At 29.7% G+C, this 17590-nt stretch carries 14 protein-coding genes; 13 read left to right on the top strand and 1 reads right to left on the bottom strand.

Going from position 1 to position 17590, the window contains the following annotated elements; translation table 11 throughout:
* Positions 1-53: 53 nt before the first annotated feature.
* From lepB to CDLVIII_RS27775, 12 genes are all read left to right on the top strand, one after another.
* A complete protein-coding gene (gene lepB / locus CDLVIII_RS27830) occupies positions 54-521 on the top strand; it encodes a signal peptidase I (RefSeq protein WP_242836041.1) in 468 nt (155 codons plus the stop codon).
* Positions 522-575: 54 nt separating this feature from the next.
* Positions 576-797, top strand: coding sequence for a DUF3006 domain-containing protein (locus CDLVIII_RS27825; protein ID WP_009172820.1), 222 nt, complete (start codon positions 576-578; stop codon positions 795-797).
* Positions 798-856: 59 nt separating this feature from the next.
* Complete coding sequence (gene ftsH, locus CDLVIII_RS27820; protein ID WP_009172819.1) at positions 857-2956, top strand: ATP-dependent zinc metalloprotease FtsH; 2100 nt, start codon at positions 857-859, stop codon at positions 2954-2956.
* Between the two features lie 355 nt (positions 2957-3311).
* Positions 3312-5477 (top strand): RNA polymerase recycling motor HelD, encoded by a 2166-nt coding sequence (gene helD, locus CDLVIII_RS27815; RefSeq protein WP_009172818.1) that lies wholly within the window; start codon positions 3312-3314, stop codon positions 5475-5477.
* 854 nt (positions 5478-6331) lie between these two features.
* Positions 6332-7360 carry a PhnD/SsuA/transferrin family substrate-binding protein gene (locus tag CDLVIII_RS27810; protein WP_009172817.1) on the top strand — a complete coding sequence of 343 codons (1029 nt, stop codon included), beginning with the start codon at positions 6332-6334 and terminating at the stop codon, positions 7358-7360.
* A 264-nt stretch (positions 7361-7624) separates the two neighbouring features.
* The gene (phnC, locus tag CDLVIII_RS27805) at positions 7625-8395 is read left to right on the top strand and encodes a phosphonate ABC transporter ATP-binding protein (RefSeq protein ID WP_201767398.1); all 771 of its coding nucleotides are present in this window, start codon (positions 7625-7627) and stop codon (positions 8393-8395) included.
* Position 8396: 1 nt separating this feature from the next.
* Positions 8397-9218, top strand: a complete 822-nt coding sequence (gene phnE, locus CDLVIII_RS27800; RefSeq protein WP_009172815.1) for a phosphonate ABC transporter, permease protein PhnE — start codon at positions 8397-8399, stop codon at positions 9216-9218.
* The gene (gene phnE, locus CDLVIII_RS27795; RefSeq protein WP_009172814.1) at positions 9218-10030 is read left to right on the top strand and encodes a phosphonate ABC transporter, permease protein PhnE; all 813 of its coding nucleotides are present in this window, start codon (positions 9218-9220) and stop codon (positions 10028-10030) included. The genes phnE (CDLVIII_RS27800) and phnE (CDLVIII_RS27795) overlap by 1 nt, the downstream gene beginning before the upstream one ends.
* Before the next feature lie 129 nt (positions 10031-10159).
* Positions 10160-11671 (top strand): bifunctional UDP-sugar hydrolase/5'-nucleotidase, encoded by a 1512-nt coding sequence (locus tag CDLVIII_RS27790; RefSeq protein WP_009172813.1) that lies wholly within the window; start codon positions 10160-10162, stop codon positions 11669-11671.
* Between the two features lie 598 nt (positions 11672-12269).
* Positions 12270-13106, top strand: a complete 837-nt coding sequence (locus tag CDLVIII_RS27785; protein ID WP_009172812.1) for an ABC transporter substrate-binding protein — start codon at positions 12270-12272, stop codon at positions 13104-13106.
* Positions 13107-13662: 556 nt separating this feature from the next.
* On the top strand, positions 13663-14322 hold the full coding sequence (locus tag CDLVIII_RS27780; RefSeq protein WP_009172811.1) for an amino acid ABC transporter permease: 660 nt from the start codon (positions 13663-13665) through the stop codon (positions 14320-14322).
* The gene (locus tag CDLVIII_RS27775; RefSeq protein WP_009172810.1) at positions 14309-15031 is read left to right on the top strand and encodes an amino acid ABC transporter ATP-binding protein; all 723 of its coding nucleotides are present in this window, start codon (positions 14309-14311) and stop codon (positions 15029-15031) included. The genes CDLVIII_RS27780 and CDLVIII_RS27775 overlap by 14 nt, the downstream gene beginning before the upstream one ends.
* Positions 15032-15154: 123 nt before the next feature.
* Here CDLVIII_RS27775 and CDLVIII_RS27770 read toward each other — a convergent pair whose 3' ends face one another.
* Positions 15155-16330, bottom strand: coding sequence for a cation diffusion facilitator family transporter (locus CDLVIII_RS27770; protein ID WP_009172809.1), 1176 nt, complete (start codon positions 16328-16330; stop codon positions 15155-15157).
* Between the two features lie 169 nt (positions 16331-16499).
* On the opposite strand from CDLVIII_RS27770, the gene dapA reads away from it, so the two are divergent.
* Positions 16500-17384, top strand: coding sequence for a 4-hydroxy-tetrahydrodipicolinate synthase (gene dapA / locus CDLVIII_RS27765; protein WP_009172808.1), 885 nt, complete (start codon positions 16500-16502; stop codon positions 17382-17384).
* Positions 17385-17590: the final 206 nt, after the last annotated feature.

Raw genomic sequence — 17590 nt, 5'->3', positions numbered from 1 at the left:
TAGGAGCTTTTTTATCAAAAGGTGGATTCTTTAGAGAATGGATAATTCCAATTATGGCAGCTATAGGAATAGCGATCTTAATAAATAAGTTTTTAGTATATAATGTTTATATACCAAGTGAATCCATGGTTCCCACTTTAAATGTTGGTGATAAATTAATGGTAACTAGAATATATGATACCAGCAAAATCAATCGTGGAGATATAATTGTTTTTTACTCAGATGAACTTGGTGAAACACTTATAAAGAGAGCAATAGGGCTTCCAGGCGATCATATTGTTATACATAATGGTATTGTTAATGTAAATGGTGAAGATATTAAGGAAGAATATGTGAAGAATAATGAAAATTTTAAAGGTGTCTATGATGTACCTAAAGGTAAATTTTTCTTTTTAGGTGATAATAGAATAAACTCATATGATGCTAGAAAGTGGATTAACCCATATATAGATGCATCAGATATACAGGGAAAAGCTAGAATTAAATTTTATCCTTTTCAAGACTTTGGAAATTTGCATTAAAAAATGGTTTAATTAATCTTGAATTAATTTATATTTATGAAAAGAGGATGTTAAATGAATGAAAGGTATATAATAGATAGAATAGAAGATAAATTTGCAATTGTTGAAAAGGAAAATGGAGACATGTATAAAATATCTGTTAATAGTATTAGAGGGAATTTTGAAGAAGGAGATATTTTAATAAATAAGGATGAATATTTTGAAATAGATAAAAATTTCACATTAAACCGAAAAAAAGAAATGGATGAAATTATGAAAGATATGTGGAAAGAGTGATCTGATCGATAAATATTGCTAGAATTTTAAAAGAAATTAACGTAAGGAAAGGTGATTAGATGCAAGATAATAATAAAAACAGTAAAAAGAAGAATAATAAAAATTCGTTTACTATAGCGATTACTTATTTTTTAATAGCTTTTGCATTTTTAATGGCATTTAACTATGCAAGAGATGAGGCTACAAATAAAGAAATTACTTATAATGAATTCTTAAAGATGCTGGATAATAAAGAAATTTCAAAAGTTACCATAACTAATGATAATTTAATAATAACACCAAGTGAAGATAATACAGAGTATAAGGGAAAAACTTTATACACAGCAAACGTAGGTGATCAGGCATTAATAGATAAGTTAAATACAGCAGGAATTGATTTTACAGGTAAAAACCCTAAAGAAAGTCCTATTATGAATATTGCTCTTTCTTGGATATTACCAATGGTACTTATATTCTTCATGTGGAGATTCCTATTCTCTAAAATGGGAGGCGGCGGAGGCGGTGTCATGGGCATCGGTAAGAATAACGCCAAGGTATACATGGAAAGTGAAATAAAAGTAACATTTGATGATGTGGCGGGTCAGGAAGAAGCAAAAGAATCATTAAAAGAAGTAATAGATTTCTTAAATGCGCCGGCTAAGTATACTGAAATAGGAGCAAAATTGCCTAAAGGTGTTTTACTTGTAGGACCTCCGGGAACAGGTAAGACTCTTATTGCTAAGGCTGTAGCAGGGGAAGCTAGAGTACCATTTTTCTCGCTTTCAGGTTCAAGCTTTGTTGAAATGTTTGTTGGAGTTGGAGCTTCAAGAGTTAGAGAATTATTTAAAGATGCAGTGGCAAAAGCACCATGTATTATATTTATAGATGAAATTGATGCAATTGGTAAAAGCAGAGATAATCAAATGCAGAGTAATGATGAAAGAGAGCAGACTTTAAATCAATTACTTTCTGAAATGGATGGATTTGATTCATCTAAAGGTGTTGTTCTATTAGGAGCTACAAATAGACCTGAAATACTTGATAAAGCGCTATTAAGGCCAGGTAGATTTGACAGAAGAGTTATTGTAGACAGACCAGATTTTAAAGGAAGAGAAGCAATACTTCAAGTTCATGCTAAAGATGTAATTTTAGGTAGTGATGTTGACTTGAAAGAAATTGCGAAAAGTACTCCAGGTGCTGTAGGAGCTGACCTTGCAAATATTATTAATGAAGGTGCTTTAAGAGCCGTAAGAAGGAGAAGAAAAACTGTTCTTCAAGAAGACTTAAGAGAAGCAGTTGAAGTTATAATAGCAGGTAAAGAAAAGAAGGATAGAATTTTGTCACCAAAGGAAAGAGAAGTGGTAGCTTTCCATGAAGTAGGGCATGCACTTGTCGCAGCAATGCTTAAGGGAGCAGATCCAGTACATAAAATAACAATAGTACCTAGAACTATGGGTGCATTAGGTTATACTATGCAATTGCCGGAAGAAGAAAAGTACTTAACTTCTAAGGAAGAGTTAATTAATCAGATAACCGTAATGCTAGGTGGTAGATCTGCTGAAGAAGAAGTATTTGATCTTGTTTCTACTGGAGCTTCAAATGATATAGAAAGAGCTACAGCCCAGGCAAGAAGTATGGTTTCAATCTATGGTATGTCTGATAGATTTGATATGATGGCTTTGGAATCAGTGCAAAATAGATATTTAGATGGCAGGGCAGTTAGAAATTGTAGTGAAGAGACTTCAACTGTTTTAGATGAAGAAACACTTAGAATAATAAGAGAGGCGCATAAAAATGCCAGACAAACTCTTAGAGATAATAGAGATTTATTAGATAAAATTTCAGAGGTACTTTTAGAAAAAGAAACAATATTTGGAGAAGAATTCTTTGATTTAATATATGAAAAGTATCCGGAAATGAAGACAGAACGAGAAAAGGAAAAGTTCGAGCACGAAAAGAGAGTCAAGGAATTAGAAGAAAGAAGAGCTAAAAAACATTCTTTAGATGTTATTATTGATGATAATGCTAAAAAGAATGAAGGAAAAACTGAAGAAGCTTTGGAAATGAAAGAAGAACAAACTATGTTAGAAAATATAAGCATAGGTGATAATGAGGAAGCTAAAAATTCAGTTACAAAAGAAGCTGATGAAGCAGATAATAATAAAACAGATGAATTTTAAAAATATTTAAATTAAAATTTAATGCACAATGGAGGTAAAACTAAACCTAGTTTTCAACCACACATTGTGCATTTTAGACTTATCAATTAACAAATTAAAATGTACAATTAACATTTAAAAAGGTATAATGTAATTTCTAATTATAAATTTGCATAGAAAAATTATAACTTTTAAACTAGAATTGCAAAATTAAGAAAGTTATATTAATAATCACTTGCGAATTTTAACAGTGAGCATGTAACTATAAAATACAAACTTAACTGTAAATTCCCCACAGGGTACCCTAAAGGGCATGAACTGTAATTTTAACTGCAAATTGTGAACTGTAAACTGAATTAAAGGCGGGGTGTTAATGATGAATAAAGAAGTAGATTTTTTAAGAGAAGAAGATAAACTAAATGAAATTTTAGATATATTAAATAAGGAAATATTAAATTATTTAGAAAAGAGGAAAAGTGTTACAAATTACATCCTCGAAGCTAGAAAAAAATATGTTGAAGAATATAAGGATGATGAAGATCAAATTATAGATTACTTTGACCATGAAAACTATGTTAAAGAAGAAGCTTATAAGACAATTGATAAAAGGCTTATGGAGTTTACTAAGCTTAAAGAAGTGCCTTACTTTGGAAAAGTTATTTTTAAAGAAGATGAGGATATACCAGAAGAAATTTATGTAGGCAGATATGGCTTGACTCTAGAGAAGAGCTTCGAACCATTAATAGTTGATTGGAGAGCACCTATTGCAGCACTATTTTATAAGGGGAATCTTGGAAGTTCAAGCTATAATCCACCATCAGGAGAAATAGATGTAGATATATTATCAAGAAAGCAGCTTATAATTAAGAAAGGTGAACTAAAGGGTATATTTGATTCAGCTATAGATGTTAAAGATGAAATACTACAAATGGTTTTAACTGAAAATTCCTCTGAGAAACTTAAGGATATAGTTATGACTATTCAAAAGGAGCAGGATGAGATAATAAGAGAAGATAGAAATAAAGTAATTGTTGTAAATGGTGTTGCAGGATCAGGAAAGACAACTATTGCGCTTCATAGAATCTCTTATTTACTTTACAATTTTAGAAAGCAGTTTGGCGATAAGGTATTGATTTTTGGACCTAATGATATTTTCATGGATTATATAGCTCAAGTACTGCCAACACTTGGTGAGAGTAATATAAAGCAGACTACTTTTGAGAATTTTGCGTTAAAGGAGCTTGGATTAAAACATGAAGATATAAAGAGCTTTGGAAGTTATATTGAAGATGCTATGAATGGAAATCAAGCAGCTTTAGAAGAATATAAATACAAAAGTTCTAAAGAGTTTGTAAACTTATTGAATTCAGGTATAGAAGTCTTAAATAAAGAGTATTTTAAAATAAAAGCGGTTAATTTCAAAGGGATAGAAATTGTTTCGGTTAAAGAAATAATTGAATTATTTGATGTATATTATAAGGATATGCCTTTATTTAGAAGAAGTGAAAAGATAAAGAGGATACTTACATCAAAAATTAAGGATAAAAGAGATGAAGAATTCTATAAGCTTAATGCGGAGTTTAAAGAAAAGATAAATAGTTTGTCTGAAGAGGAATTAAAGACTGAAAAAAATCACTTAGAATATTTAAAGAAAATTAAAATAAGAGAAATTATAAGAGAAGTTATGAAGTCTCGTGATGAATTAGATTCTTGGATTAACCATGAAACAATTATGGATATCTATAAGAAAGTCATAAATGCAGGAAGAAAAGGTAAGGGCTTAGAAGCTACAGCTAGTTATGCATCAGAAGAAAATCAAGACGAATTAGGATACATGGATTTAGCAGGAATTTTATATTTAATGGTTAAATTAAAAGGATTGAAGGTAAAGGATGAAATAAAACATATTGTAATTGATGAGGCACAGGATTACAGCTTTATACAATTTGAAATAATTAAAGAAATAACAGGCTGTATTAGCTATACAATAGTTGGAGACTCTAATCAAAGGTTAATAAAAACTGACGAAGATGTGGCAATGCTTCATTTAGATGATGTTTTTAAAGATTCTAATGTTGAAGTTAAAAACTATGATTTGAATAAGAGTTATAGATCAACTCAGGAAATAATGGAGTATTCAAATAAATTCCTAGATGAAGATAAAATTGTGCCCCTAGTTAGAAGAGGCGAGCCTGTTATTGAAGAAGAAGTTTCAAATGATGAAGAGTTTGTAAATACTATTGTTTCTATAATAGAAGACTACGAAGAAGAGGGTTATGAAAATATAGCAGTAATCTTCAAAGGTAAAAAAGAATTAAATAAATTTGCGGGTCTAATTAAAGAAAAGGTACAGTTACAAAACCTTGATAATGAGGATATCATTTATAAAGGAGGAAAGGTACTTATACCAGCTTATTTAGCAAAAGGATTGGAATTTGACGGGGTAATATTTATAGAAGAAGAGGAAGTTCAATCTTTAGTTAAATACATTATATGTACGAGAGCACTTCACAGATTATCTTTAATTAAGTATTCAAAATAAAAAGGTTCGATTTTAAATTTACACTTAGATGATGATTCACCGAAAGGTCAGGTACTCTGTTATTTCGGTTACTTAAGAGAATTAATTGTGGATTTCTAACATCAAAAGTTGCACTATTTCTGCATGTTCCCAAGGCAAGCGCTCACAGAGAAAGTTCGAAGAACGAAATATAAAATTTCGATTCTCACTTTTGTGACAAGCAAAAATAGAACAACTTCTGATGAAGAAATACCTACAATCAATTCTCTAATGTAACACTGCATAAAAGAGCACCTGACCTTTCTGGTATAGAATATGTTTCAAAGTATAAAAAACTTACAATATAGAATTGATTTAGATTTTAAATAGCTTAATTTCAAATGCCTTGTTTCACAAAATGTATATGGTTTCTGGTATAGCGTACACAAAGGTTTAGTAAGTATAGAGAATTATTTTATATATGTTGAAATAATAAAAGCATATTTAAGAAGTTTATTATTAAGGTAAATCCGTGAATATGAGTGGGGAAAAATAACTTTAACGTATATATTGATTTATAAGATGATTGAAGCGTTCAGCTACAATCATCTTTTTTAGAAAAAAGAATTTTAAAGCTTTTAAATAAAGAATTCAAAGTATGTTAAAAAATAGATTTTAATATTAAAAGTATATTAAATATATACCTTTATATATTTAAAAATCATATAATAAACAATATGTTACAAGTTAACTATATGGAATAATAGTAAATTTGTTACAGTAAACACTTGTGATTGTATTGTTACAATATTTTTACAAAAGCAATTTTTGCTTGATCTGTAGTTGTACAACTTTAGACTTATGAGGAAAGTATTTATTTAAAGGAGGATTTAATAATGAAAAAAGTTATTTCACTATTAGCAATGTTTATAATGGTGGTGGGCTTATTTGTAGGGTGTGGAAGCGGTAACAGTAAAAAAATACCGGATGAACTAGTTGTTTATTTTGTACCATCAAGAGAGCCACAAGAGATTATTACGGCAACTGAACCATTAAAGGATTTACTTAAAACTGAATTAAAGAATCAAGGGTATGATTTTAAAGATATTAAAATTGAAGTGGGAACAACTTATGAGGCAGTTGGAGAGGCATTAACAGCAGGAACTGCACATGTTGGATTCATTCCAGGTGGTACATATGTGCTATATGCTGATGGAGCAGATCCAATCTTAACAGCTACAAGAAATGGACTAAGCATTGATTCAAAGGAGCCAGCAGACTGGAATAAGGCACCAACAACAAATGTTGATAAGCAAGTAACATATTACAAGGCGTTAATAGTTGCAGGGCCTTCTGCTAAAGGTAAAGAATTAGCAGCTAAAATAAATTCTGGACAAAAATTAACAGCAGATGATATGAAGTCTGCAAAATGGGGTGTAATGGGAGCATCATCTTCAGCTGGATATATATATCCAAGTTTATGGTTAAAGGATAACTTTGGACTTAAAATAACAGACCTGCCAAATGTTGTACAAAACAATTCTTATGGAGATGCTATGACAAGATTAGCTTCTGAGCAATTAGATGTGATTTGCGAGTATGCTGATGCAAGAATAGATTATGCAGATAAATGGGAAAAAGATTATGCACGTAAAGATACAATTTGGAAAGAAACTAATATTATTGGTGTAACAGATAATATATACAATGATACAATTTCAGTTTCAAAGTCAAGTAATGCTGGCTTTATAGATGATAACTTTAAAAAAGCTCTTCAAACTGCATTTATAGACATTGCAAAGACACCAGAAGGGCAAAAGGTTATATCAATATATAGCCATAAAGGCTACGAAGTAGCAGATCCTAAGAATTATGAGGCTGAAAAGAAAGCTCAAGATTTAATAAAAGAAATGAATAATAAATAGTATTAATTAATTTAGTTATGAATTAAATCATATGTGTTTTAGAGTTAACTTTATAATTTTATAAGTAATAGTTAACTAGAATTTACAGGATTTTAGCATAAGGGTAAAGGACTGTCTCAAAATGAAGGTGATGCAATTTTATTTTTTGAATTATAATGTATCAAAAAGTTCATTTTAAGGCAGCCTTTTCATAATAATTAAGTTAATAATTTATAACAATTCGATAAATATTAAATTTGACATATTTGACTTTAATATGGAGGTATTATTTTGATTAAGTTTGAAAATGTAGATAAAGTGTATCCTAATGGAGTTAAAGGATTAAAAAATGTTTCGCTAGAAATTAATCAAGGAGAGTTTGTAGCGATAATTGGATTATCAGGTGCAGGAAAATCTACTCTATTGCGAACTATAAATAAAATGCATGATATAAGCAATGGAAGACTCACTGTGAATGGACAAGAGGTTAGGAAATTAAAAGGTAAAGAATTGAGAGTTTTTAGAAGAAAAATTGGAATGATCTTTCAATCTTTTAATCTTATCAGTAGAATAAGTGTCATAAAAAATGTATTAGCTTCTAGAGTTCCAGAACTTCCAACGTGGAAATGTATTCTAGGATTATTCTCGAAAGAAGATAAGATAGCAGCGTTAGAAGCTTTAGACAAGGTTGGAATTTTAGATAAGGCATATATTAGAGCAGATCAATTATCGGGAGGACAACAGCAAAGAGTTGCACTTGCAAGAACTCTTGCTCAAAATCCAGAAATAATTTTAGCAGATGAACCAGTCGCTGCATTAGATCCAGTTACGGCAAAAGAAGTTATGAATGATTTTAGAAGAATTAATAAAGAGATGAATATATCCATTATAATAAACATTCATCATGTAGATTTAGCATTGGATTATGCAGATAGAGTAATTGGAATAAAAGCTGGAGAAATAGTTTATGATGGTCCAGTTAGTGAGGTTGATAAAGAAACATTAACAAAAATATATGGACGTGACTTAATTTCTGGAGAGGTGATAGAAAGTTAATATGAAGAATATAAAAAATTTAATTATTCCTAAAAAGATAATTTTAAATAATGGCAAAGAAATTCAACCTCCAATACCTAAACTACCGTTTATACTGACTGGTCTTATAACTGTGATTATTGCGTCAGCAAATATTACGGATTTTAGTTTTGAGAAAATTATAAGAAATGGGAATCAATTCACCGCAATTTTAGCTGAAATGATTCCACCTAATTGGAAATATGCACAAGAGGTAATTAATCCTCTTAAAGAAACAATACAAATGTCTATGATTGGTTCGATTATTGGATCTGTTATAGCTATTCCATTTGCAATTTTAGCTTCAGTTAATGTAAATCACAGTAAGCCGTTGTTATTATTTATAAGATTTATATTAAGCTTAATAAGAACGTTACCAACATTAATAATTGCATTAATCGCTACTTTTGTATTTGATTTAGGACCATTTGCAGGAACAATTGCTATAGCGATATTTACTATGGGCATAGTAGCTAAAATGATATATGAAAAAATAGAAACTGTAGATATGGGCCCATTTGAAGCCTTGGAGGCATTAGGAGCAACAAAGTTCAAAGCATTTTTGTCAGCTATAATTCCACAAATTTTACCTACATATTTGTCAAATTGTTTATATTGCTTTGAAGTTAATGTACGTTATGCAGCTATACTTGGATATGTTGGAGCAGGCGGGATAGGTCTTATTTTAAATGAAAAAATAGGCTGGAGAGAGTATGATAAAGTTGGCATGATATTATTTATGTTATTTATTACAGTAGTGATAATTGAATATTTATCAAAATACATAAGGGGGAAATTAAGATAATGAAATTTGAAGTTAAAAATCAATTAGCAAAAGAGCCAAAACTTTGGATTGTAAAATTAATATCAACTCTTGTTGTATTGGCATTGATAATTTGGTCAGCTAATTCTCTTGAATATCATGGAATTAAGTATACAGGAGTTTCTATAGCAAAAAATATTTTAATTGGCTTAATTTCACCTAGCAAAGAACTTTTATTTAATTTTGGAACAAATGGAGTATTGTATCTTTTGCTTCAAACAGTAGCAATAGCTGTACTTGGAACTATAATAGGTTCAATAATATCAGTTCCTTTTGCATTTATGTGCTCAGCTAATATAGTACCTAAATGGATAAGTACACTAGGTACAATAATAGTTGCAGCTATAAGGACAATTCCAGCTTTTGTTTATGGACTAATGTTTATTAGAGTTACAGGGCCTGGAGCTTTTGCAGGTGTTTTAACTATTGGAATTGTTTCTATTGGCATGATGACAAAGCTTTATATTGAGGCGATAGAGGATCTAGATAGAAATATTATAGAGTCATTGGATGTCGCAGGATGTAATCTTGCTCAAAAAGTAAGGTATGGAATACTTCCGCAGCTTTCTACCAATTTTGTATCTACAGCAATATATAGATTTGAAATAAATTTAAAAGATGCAACTATTTTAGGCCTTGTTGGAGCAGGTGGAATTGGAGCACCGCTTATATTTGCAATGAATGCTTATAGATGGAAAGAGGTTGGAGCTATACTTATAGGGTTAGCTGTATTAGTTCTTATTGTAGAATACTGTTCAACAAAGATTAGAGCGAAGCTAGCTACAGGAATTTAATTCAGTTTGCAGTCAGCAGCTTATAATTAACTGTTAAGGATAAAATCCCTATAGAGATTTTTAAAAATAAATTCTTGAAAATCCATAGGCTTTTCCTCCACAACTGCAAATTGTTATAAGGGTGGTTATATGAAAACTTTAAAAATTTATTTTACCTCAGATATGCATGGATTTGTATATCCGACGGATTACACTGATAACATTCAGAAACCAATAGGTATATTAAATACAATTAACTCTTTTACTAAAGATAAAAATACTTTAGTAATTGATGGAGGTGATACGATACAGGGCTCACCATTTACAACTTATTTGTCTAAGATTAAACTTAAGGAGCATCCAATATCTAAAGTAATGAATGAAGGCGGATATGATTTTATTACTCTTGGAAATCATGATTTTAATTACGGATATGATTATTTGAAAAAATACTTAAAGGAATTTAAAGGGCAGTGTATTTGCTGTAATGTAAAGGATAAAACTGGGGAAATATCTATTTTACCATATGCAATTAAGAAAATGGAAAATGGATTAGTTGTCGGAATAATTGGCGTTACTACTGAATTTATAAATGTATGGGAGCAGTCTCATAATCTCGAAAATTTCAGCATAGAGGATACTTTATCTTCTTTAGAAAAACAATATAATGAGATAAAATATAAAGTTGATGTATTGATTGGAGTTTATCATGGTGGATTTGAAAGAGATTTAGATACAAATAAGATATTAAGTAATACTACAGAGAATTTGGGGGATAGAATTTGTAGTAAATTTAAATTTGACATTTTACTAACTGGGCATCAACATACGTCTATATCTGGACGAAGATTGTATGGTACATACATAGTACAAACTCCAGCAAATGGTCAGGGATTTATAGAGATAAACTTACAGTATGAAAATAGTATTAGTGAAATAAGTTCTTCAATAAGAATACCTAAAATAAAGCCTAATAAAAAAATGTTTAAAGAATTACTTCCTATGGAAAAGGAGGTTCAAAAGTGGTTAGATACGCCTGTTGGATATTTAGATGTAGATTTAATTCCCAAACATCATTTGAATATGGCATTAGAAGGATCTATAATAGCAAACTTTATTAATTTTATACAAATAAATGAGAGCAGAGCTGATATATCTTGTACATCCTTTGCCAATTCAATAAAAGGCTTTAAAAAGGAAGTAACTGTACGGGATATTGTTTCTACATATGTATATCCAAATACTCTAGTAGTATTAGAAATTACAGGAGAAATACTAAAGAAAGCTTTATTAAGAACTTGTGAATACTTTAATTATGATGGAAAAGAAATATCAGTATCAGAAACATTTTTAAAACCTAAAGTTGAACATTATAATTATGATTATTTTAGCAATATCCAATATTGTTTTAGACTTTATGAAAATAATAAACATAAACTAGAGTATGTTAGGCTAAGTGGTAAGGACATTGGAGATGAAGAGAAACTAACTATTGTAATGAATAATTATAGAGCAAGTGGTGCTGGAGGATATGAGTTTTATAAAAATTGTACAGTAGTTAAAGAAATTCAGTTGGAAATGACTGAAATAATAATAAATTACTTTGAAAAGTATAAAAATATCATTGTTGATAAAAATAAGTATGTTGAAGTTGTAACATAAAATAAAACACTGCATTATTTAATGAATAATAAATGTAGTGTTTTATTATTATGTAAGAGATTATAAGATTATTTAATATTGGAAGGCTGATTAAATTTGGAGTTAACACGGTGCAATTAATAATAAAGCATGGACAAACTAAAGAGTTTTATAAGAATATTTAAATGTATTCTGAAAAAGAATATTATACAAAATTGTATATTTTCAATTGTGGACTGCTAATTATAATCATGTAGTTTTGTTAAGGAAAATATGATTTTGAAGTTATAATATGCATAATTGTAATGTAGACTATGTATATTTTCCAATATTTTCTTGAGATAATTATAAAAGCTATTAAAAGGTTATAATAATTAACTATAAAATACAGAAGAATACTAGTGAAAAATTAAAATAAGTAAAAGTCCATAGATTGAGTATATGTAAAGCTATAAACGATACATAAATAATATAATAATATATATAATATATAGGGAAAATTAAATATTAATTAATAAAAATTTAAGTTTTTGATATATTACTATTGAATAAATATAACAAACTGTGTATAATTATGCTATCGGTTAAAGAAGGAAATAATTTTTGGAGGTATTTATTTATGAAAAAAGGAATAATAAAGAAAATAGCAGCGGTTTTAGCTGTGTCTACTATAGCAATAAGTATGATAGGATGCGGAAGCACTAGTAGTACAAAAAAAGATGGTGCTGCATCTAGCACTTCAGCATTAGATGCAATAAAAGCAAAAGGAGAACTTGTAATTGGAACAAGTGCTGATTACCCACCATACGAATTCCATAAGGAAGTGGATGGACAAGATCAAATTGTTGGTTTCGATATTAGTATTGCACAAGAACTTGCAAAAGATTTAGGGGTAAAACTTCAAGTAAAAGATATGGCTTTTGATGGGTTACTTGTAGCTCTTCAATCAGATAAAGTTGACATGGTATTTGCAGGTATGACTCCAACAGCTGAAAGAAAAGAAAATGCTGATTTCTCAGATATATATTATACAGCAACACATAGATTTATAGTAAGATCTGGAGATGAAACTGGAATTACTAAGATGGAAGATTTAAAAGGAAAGAAAATTGGAGTTCAAAAAGGTTCAGTTCAAGAAGGAATTGCACAAGCTAATTTTGAAGCAAAATATATTAAGTCTTTAGATAAAGTTACTGATTTAGTATTAGATTTAAAGAATAATAAAGTAGATGCAGTTTTAGCTGAAGAGCCAGTAGCTAAAATCAATGTTGAAAAGAATCCTGGTATAGCAATTGCAGATCAATTAGTAGTTAATGATCCAGACGGTGGTTCAGCTATAGCTATGAAGAAGAATTCACCAGACTTACAAGCAGAAGTTAATAAAGTAATAAAACAATTACAAGATGATAAGAAGATAGATCAATTTGTAATGGATGCAAATAAATTAGTAGACTAATATTTTAGGAATATAAAAAATATATGGGGATATATAATAAGATTATTTATTACATTTAAATTATAAAGAACATTAAAATAGTGACAAGTGATAAGTGATAAGGGGCAAGTTTAGGTAGAAAAATCTAAGGGTTTTTCAATAATACATTTTAGAAATTCATTTGGGAAAAAGAGAGATAAGTGAGAGTCCAAATTTTATATTTGGACTCTCGAACTTAGTTAAATTGCATATGCAATGTAACATCCTTTTATATATTGGATTTTCGCATTTTCTATTTGAGCTTCCTCCTTAACTTATTACTTGTCACTCTTAATTTGTCACGGATTAAAGTTTGCTAATGATTTTATTTTTCTTTTGATACATAAAAACATATTTAGCATAGTGTTTGTAAGTTTATACCTGTTGAAATTTTAGAATTAATAATTTATAATTAAAAATTAGTGATTATTTTATGATATTTGAATTTGAGGCATAATAAAAAATAACAGGCCAGTATATAATGTACCTCTTGGCCTATTGTTTATTTTTATGTGCTTGAGAACTAGGAGGGAAAATATTGAATTTTACGTTTTTAGGAAAATACTCGGAATATTATTTAAAAGGTGCGGAAATAACTGTTGTATTGGCGTTTTTTGCAGTGTTATTTGGTACGATTTTAGGACTTGGTTTAACACTTTTAAGACGCTCAAAAATTAAGCCAATAAGTTTTATAGCAGCTGCTTATGTAGAATTTGTAAGAGGTACTCCACTTCTAGTTCAAATCTATATAATTTATATTGGATTACCAAAGCTAATAGGAGTGGACATGCCAGATATGACCGTTGGTGCAATTTCATTAGCTTTGAATTCAGCAGCATATGTGTCAGAAATAATTAGAGCTGGAATAGATGCCGTTGACAGAGGTCAGATGGAAGCAGCAAGAAGCTTAGGTATGAACCAAAGGTTATCAATGATTCATATTATTATACCGCAGGCATTCAAGAACATATTGCCAGCCCTTGGAAATGAATTTATTGCTATACTTAAGGATTCTTCAATGGTTTCAGTTATTGGAGTTGCAGAACTTATGTATAATGCAGGAATTGTAAGAGGAAATACGGCTTTAGGTTTAGAGCCTATAATAGTAGCGGCAGTTGTGTACTTTGTATTAACTTTTACCATGTCAAGAGTACTAAACTATGTAGAGAGGAGAATGAAGGCAAGTGATATACGTTAAGAATTTATGCAAAAGTTTTGGAAAAAATGATGTTTTAAAAGGTATAGATGAGTGCATTAAAAAAGGCGAAGTTGTAGTTATAATTGGCCCATCAGGTTCAGGAAAAAGTACATTTCTAAGATGCCTTAATTTATTAGAGACTCCTACATCAGGTCAAATTACCTTTGAGGACAAGGATATAACAGCTAAATCTACTAATATAGATAAAGTTAGAGAAAAGATGGGTATGGTATTCCAACACTTTAATTTATTCCCTCATAAAACAGTGCGCGAAAATATATCTTTAGCCCCTGTTAAGGTAAAAGGAATTTCAAAGGAAGAAGCTAAAAATATAACAGTTGGACTACTAGAAAAAGTAGGTCTAATAGATAAAATAGATGCATATCCAGCTTCGTTGTCAGGAGGACAAAAGCAAAGAATAGCAATAGCTAGAGCTCTTGCAATGCAGCCAGCTGTTATGTTATTTGATGAACCAACTTCCGCTTTAGATCCAGAAATGGTAGGGGAAGTTTTAAATGTAATGAAGGATCTTGCAAAAGAAGGTATGACAATGGTAATTGTTACTCATGAAATGGGCTTTGCAAGAGAAGTTGGAGATAGAATATTATTTATGGATGAAGGAAAGATAATAGAATCAGGAACACCAGAAGAATTGTTTAAAAATCCTAAAAATCCACGTACAATAGACTTTTTATCTAAGGTTTTATAAAAAGTTAGCCTATGTTAAGGAATTATATTGGAAAGTATTATAAGAAAGACAACTAAATATTTAGTTGTCTTTCTTTATACTATCTTAAAATATATTCAATTTTTTATTAATTCTTTATATTTTTTAAGTAAAATGCTTATCGAGGGTGATTATACAATTATATAATGGATGGGAATTTTTGATTTCTTCAGAAATTTTATTAATTAATTCATCATCAGTTATAGATGCTTTCTTCTGAGTATCTATAACTGCATCAAAAATTAAATTTTTTATGTCACCCTGGCCAACAATTCTAAAATCATGTATGGATTCTATATAATTATATTCCTTTATTATAGATAAGACCTCTTCATAGGTATCTTTAATTTCACCTTCAATAATGCAGATTGGATCAATATGTATTACGAGATAAATTTTAAGTGCTGAAGATATTTCACGTTCAGCTTTATCAATTATCTCATGAATATCAACAACATTTATATCACTTGGGATTTCAGCATGAATTGATGCCATGCATTTTCCAGGACCATAATTATGAATGATTAAATCATGAGTACCAAGAATGTTATCATAAGATAAGACCATTTCTTGTATAGATTCAACCAGTTTAGGGTCTGGGGCTTCACCTAAAAGAGGATTAACGGTATCTTTAACAAGATTAAAGCCTGAATAAACTATAAATAGTGAAACAAGAATTCCCATGTAGCCATCTATAGGCAAAGAAGTGAATCTTGAAACCAAAAGTGAAATAGCGATACAAATTGTAGTAACAACATCAACTAATGCATCTGTAGAAGAGGCTTTTAAAGCAGCAGAATTAATTTTTTCACCAATGAATTTATTAAATTTTGAAAGCCAAAGTTTAAAAAAGATAGATACAATAAGCAAAATAAAAGAAACCATCTCAAAGGTAATAGGTTCTGGAGTAATTATCTTTTCAAAGGAAGATTTAATAAATTCAAAGCCAACCAGCATTACCATAAAAGCAACAAGTAAGGCTGAAAGATATTCAATTCTTCCATGACCAAAAGGATGTTCCCTATCAGCAGGTTTATTTGAAAGTTTAAAGCCTAAGATAGTTATTAAAGAAGAACCCGCATCAGAAAGATTGTTAAAGGCATCAGCTGTAATAGCTATACTTGAAACAATAATTCCTACAGAGAGCTTTATAATAAATAAAATCACATTTACTAAGATTCCAATAACTCCACCAAGCATACCATAAGAATTTCTAACCTTATCGTCTTTGATATTAGTATTATCTTTTACTAATTTATCAACTAATAATTTACTAAACATTTTGTACACTCCAATCATTTCCATAAAGAACTAACAATAATTAATACATTTATTATAACAATATTTTTAGTTAATAAGTATTTTTTATTATTTTAAATACATTCTAAGTTTATAGTATCACTTTACTATGTTATAATTATATAGAAAATATTCGAGGGGGCAATTTTTTATGAAGGATATTATATTTACTGGTGCAGCAGTAGCAATTGTTACACCTTTTACAGAAGATGGAGTTAATTTCTCTGAATTAAAAAAATTAATTGATTTTAATATAGAGAATGGTAGTGATGCAATTGTAATTGCAGGAACTACAGGGGAATCTTCTACTATGAGTGATGAAGAACATAGAGAAGTGATTAAATTTACAGTCGAGTATGTAAATAAAAGAGTACCAGTTATAGCAGGTACAGGTTCTAATGATACAATTTATGCGGTAGAACTTTCTAAATATGCTGAAAGCGTTGGTGCTGATGCACTTTTATTAGTTACACCATATTATAATAAAACTACTCAAAGTGGATTAATTAAACATTATAATTATATTGCAGATAGAGTTAATATTCCTATTATTTTATATAATGTACCATCAAGAACAGGAGTTAACATAGCACCTGAAACTTATGTTGAATTAGCAAAGCATCCACGTATAGTTGCTACAAAAGAAGCTAGCGGAGATCTTTCAGCTATTGCAAAAATAAGAGCTCTTTGTAAAGATGAACTTAATATTTATTCAGGAAATGATGATCAGATACTGCCTATATTATCGCTTGGGGGAAAAGGCGTTATTTCTGTTTTTTCAAATGTTATGCCAAAGGAAGCACACGAGATTTGTAGTTTATATTTTGAAGGAAAAGTAAAAGAGAGCAGTGAACTTCAAACAAAATATTTAGACCTAATTAATACATTATTCGTAGAAGTTAATCCAATTCCAGTAAAGACAGCATTAGGTCTTATGGGATATGAAGTGGGACCTCTTAGAATGCCACTATTCCCTATGGAAGGCAAAAACTTAGAGTTACTAAAAGAACAACTTTCTAAGAATAATCTTATATAGATATCTAAAGTATATATTTTGATTTATGCCATAACTTATCGAAATGAGAGGTACTCTGTTATTTCGGTTACTAAAGAGAATTAGCCTAAGGATTTCTAACAGCAAAAGTTGCACCATTTCTGCATGCTCCCGAAACAAGTTCGTGACAAGCAAAAATGGAACAACTTCTGCTGAAGAAATACCTACAACTAATTCTCTAATGTAAC

Source organism: Clostridium sp. DL-VIII (genome assembly GCF_000230835.1).
Lineage (GTDB): Bacteria > Bacillota > Clostridia > Clostridiales > Clostridiaceae > Clostridium.
The sequence above is the reverse complement of the archived record's forward strand: the minus strand, read 5'-3'. Positions and strand labels throughout refer to the sequence as shown.

Coding starts and splice junctions, on each gene's coding strand:
- CDLVIII_RS27785 (WP_009172812.1), top strand. CDS start 12,270: ATGAAAAAAGGAATAATAAAGAAAATAGCAGCGGTTTTAGCTGTGTCT.
- ftsH (WP_009172819.1), top strand. CDS start 857: ATGCAAGATAATAATAAAAACAGTAAAAAGAAGAATAATAAAAATTCG.
- helD (WP_009172818.1), top strand. CDS start 3,312: ATGAATAAAGAAGTAGATTTTTTAAGAGAAGAAGATAAACTAAATGAA.
- CDLVIII_RS27790 (WP_009172813.1), top strand. CDS start 10,160: ATGAAAACTTTAAAAATTTATTTTACCTCAGATATGCATGGATTTGTA.
- CDLVIII_RS27810 (WP_009172817.1), top strand. CDS start 6,332: ATGAAAAAAGTTATTTCACTATTAGCAATGTTTATAATGGTGGTGGGC.
- CDLVIII_RS27770 (WP_009172809.1), bottom strand. CDS start 16,330: ATGTTTAGTAAATTATTAGTTGATAAATTAGTAAAAGATAATACTAAT.
- dapA (WP_009172808.1), top strand. CDS start 16,500: ATGAAGGATATTATATTTACTGGTGCAGCAGTAGCAATTGTTACACCT.
- phnE (WP_009172814.1), top strand. CDS start 9,218: ATGAAATTTGAAGTTAAAAATCAATTAGCAAAAGAGCCAAAACTTTGG.
- phnE (WP_009172815.1), top strand. CDS start 8,397: ATGAAGAATATAAAAAATTTAATTATTCCTAAAAAGATAATTTTAAAT.
- lepB (WP_242836041.1), top strand. CDS start 54: ATGGCAGCTATAGGAATAGCGATCTTAATAAATAAGTTTTTAGTATAT.
- CDLVIII_RS27825 (WP_009172820.1), top strand. CDS start 576: ATGAATGAAAGGTATATAATAGATAGAATAGAAGATAAATTTGCAATT.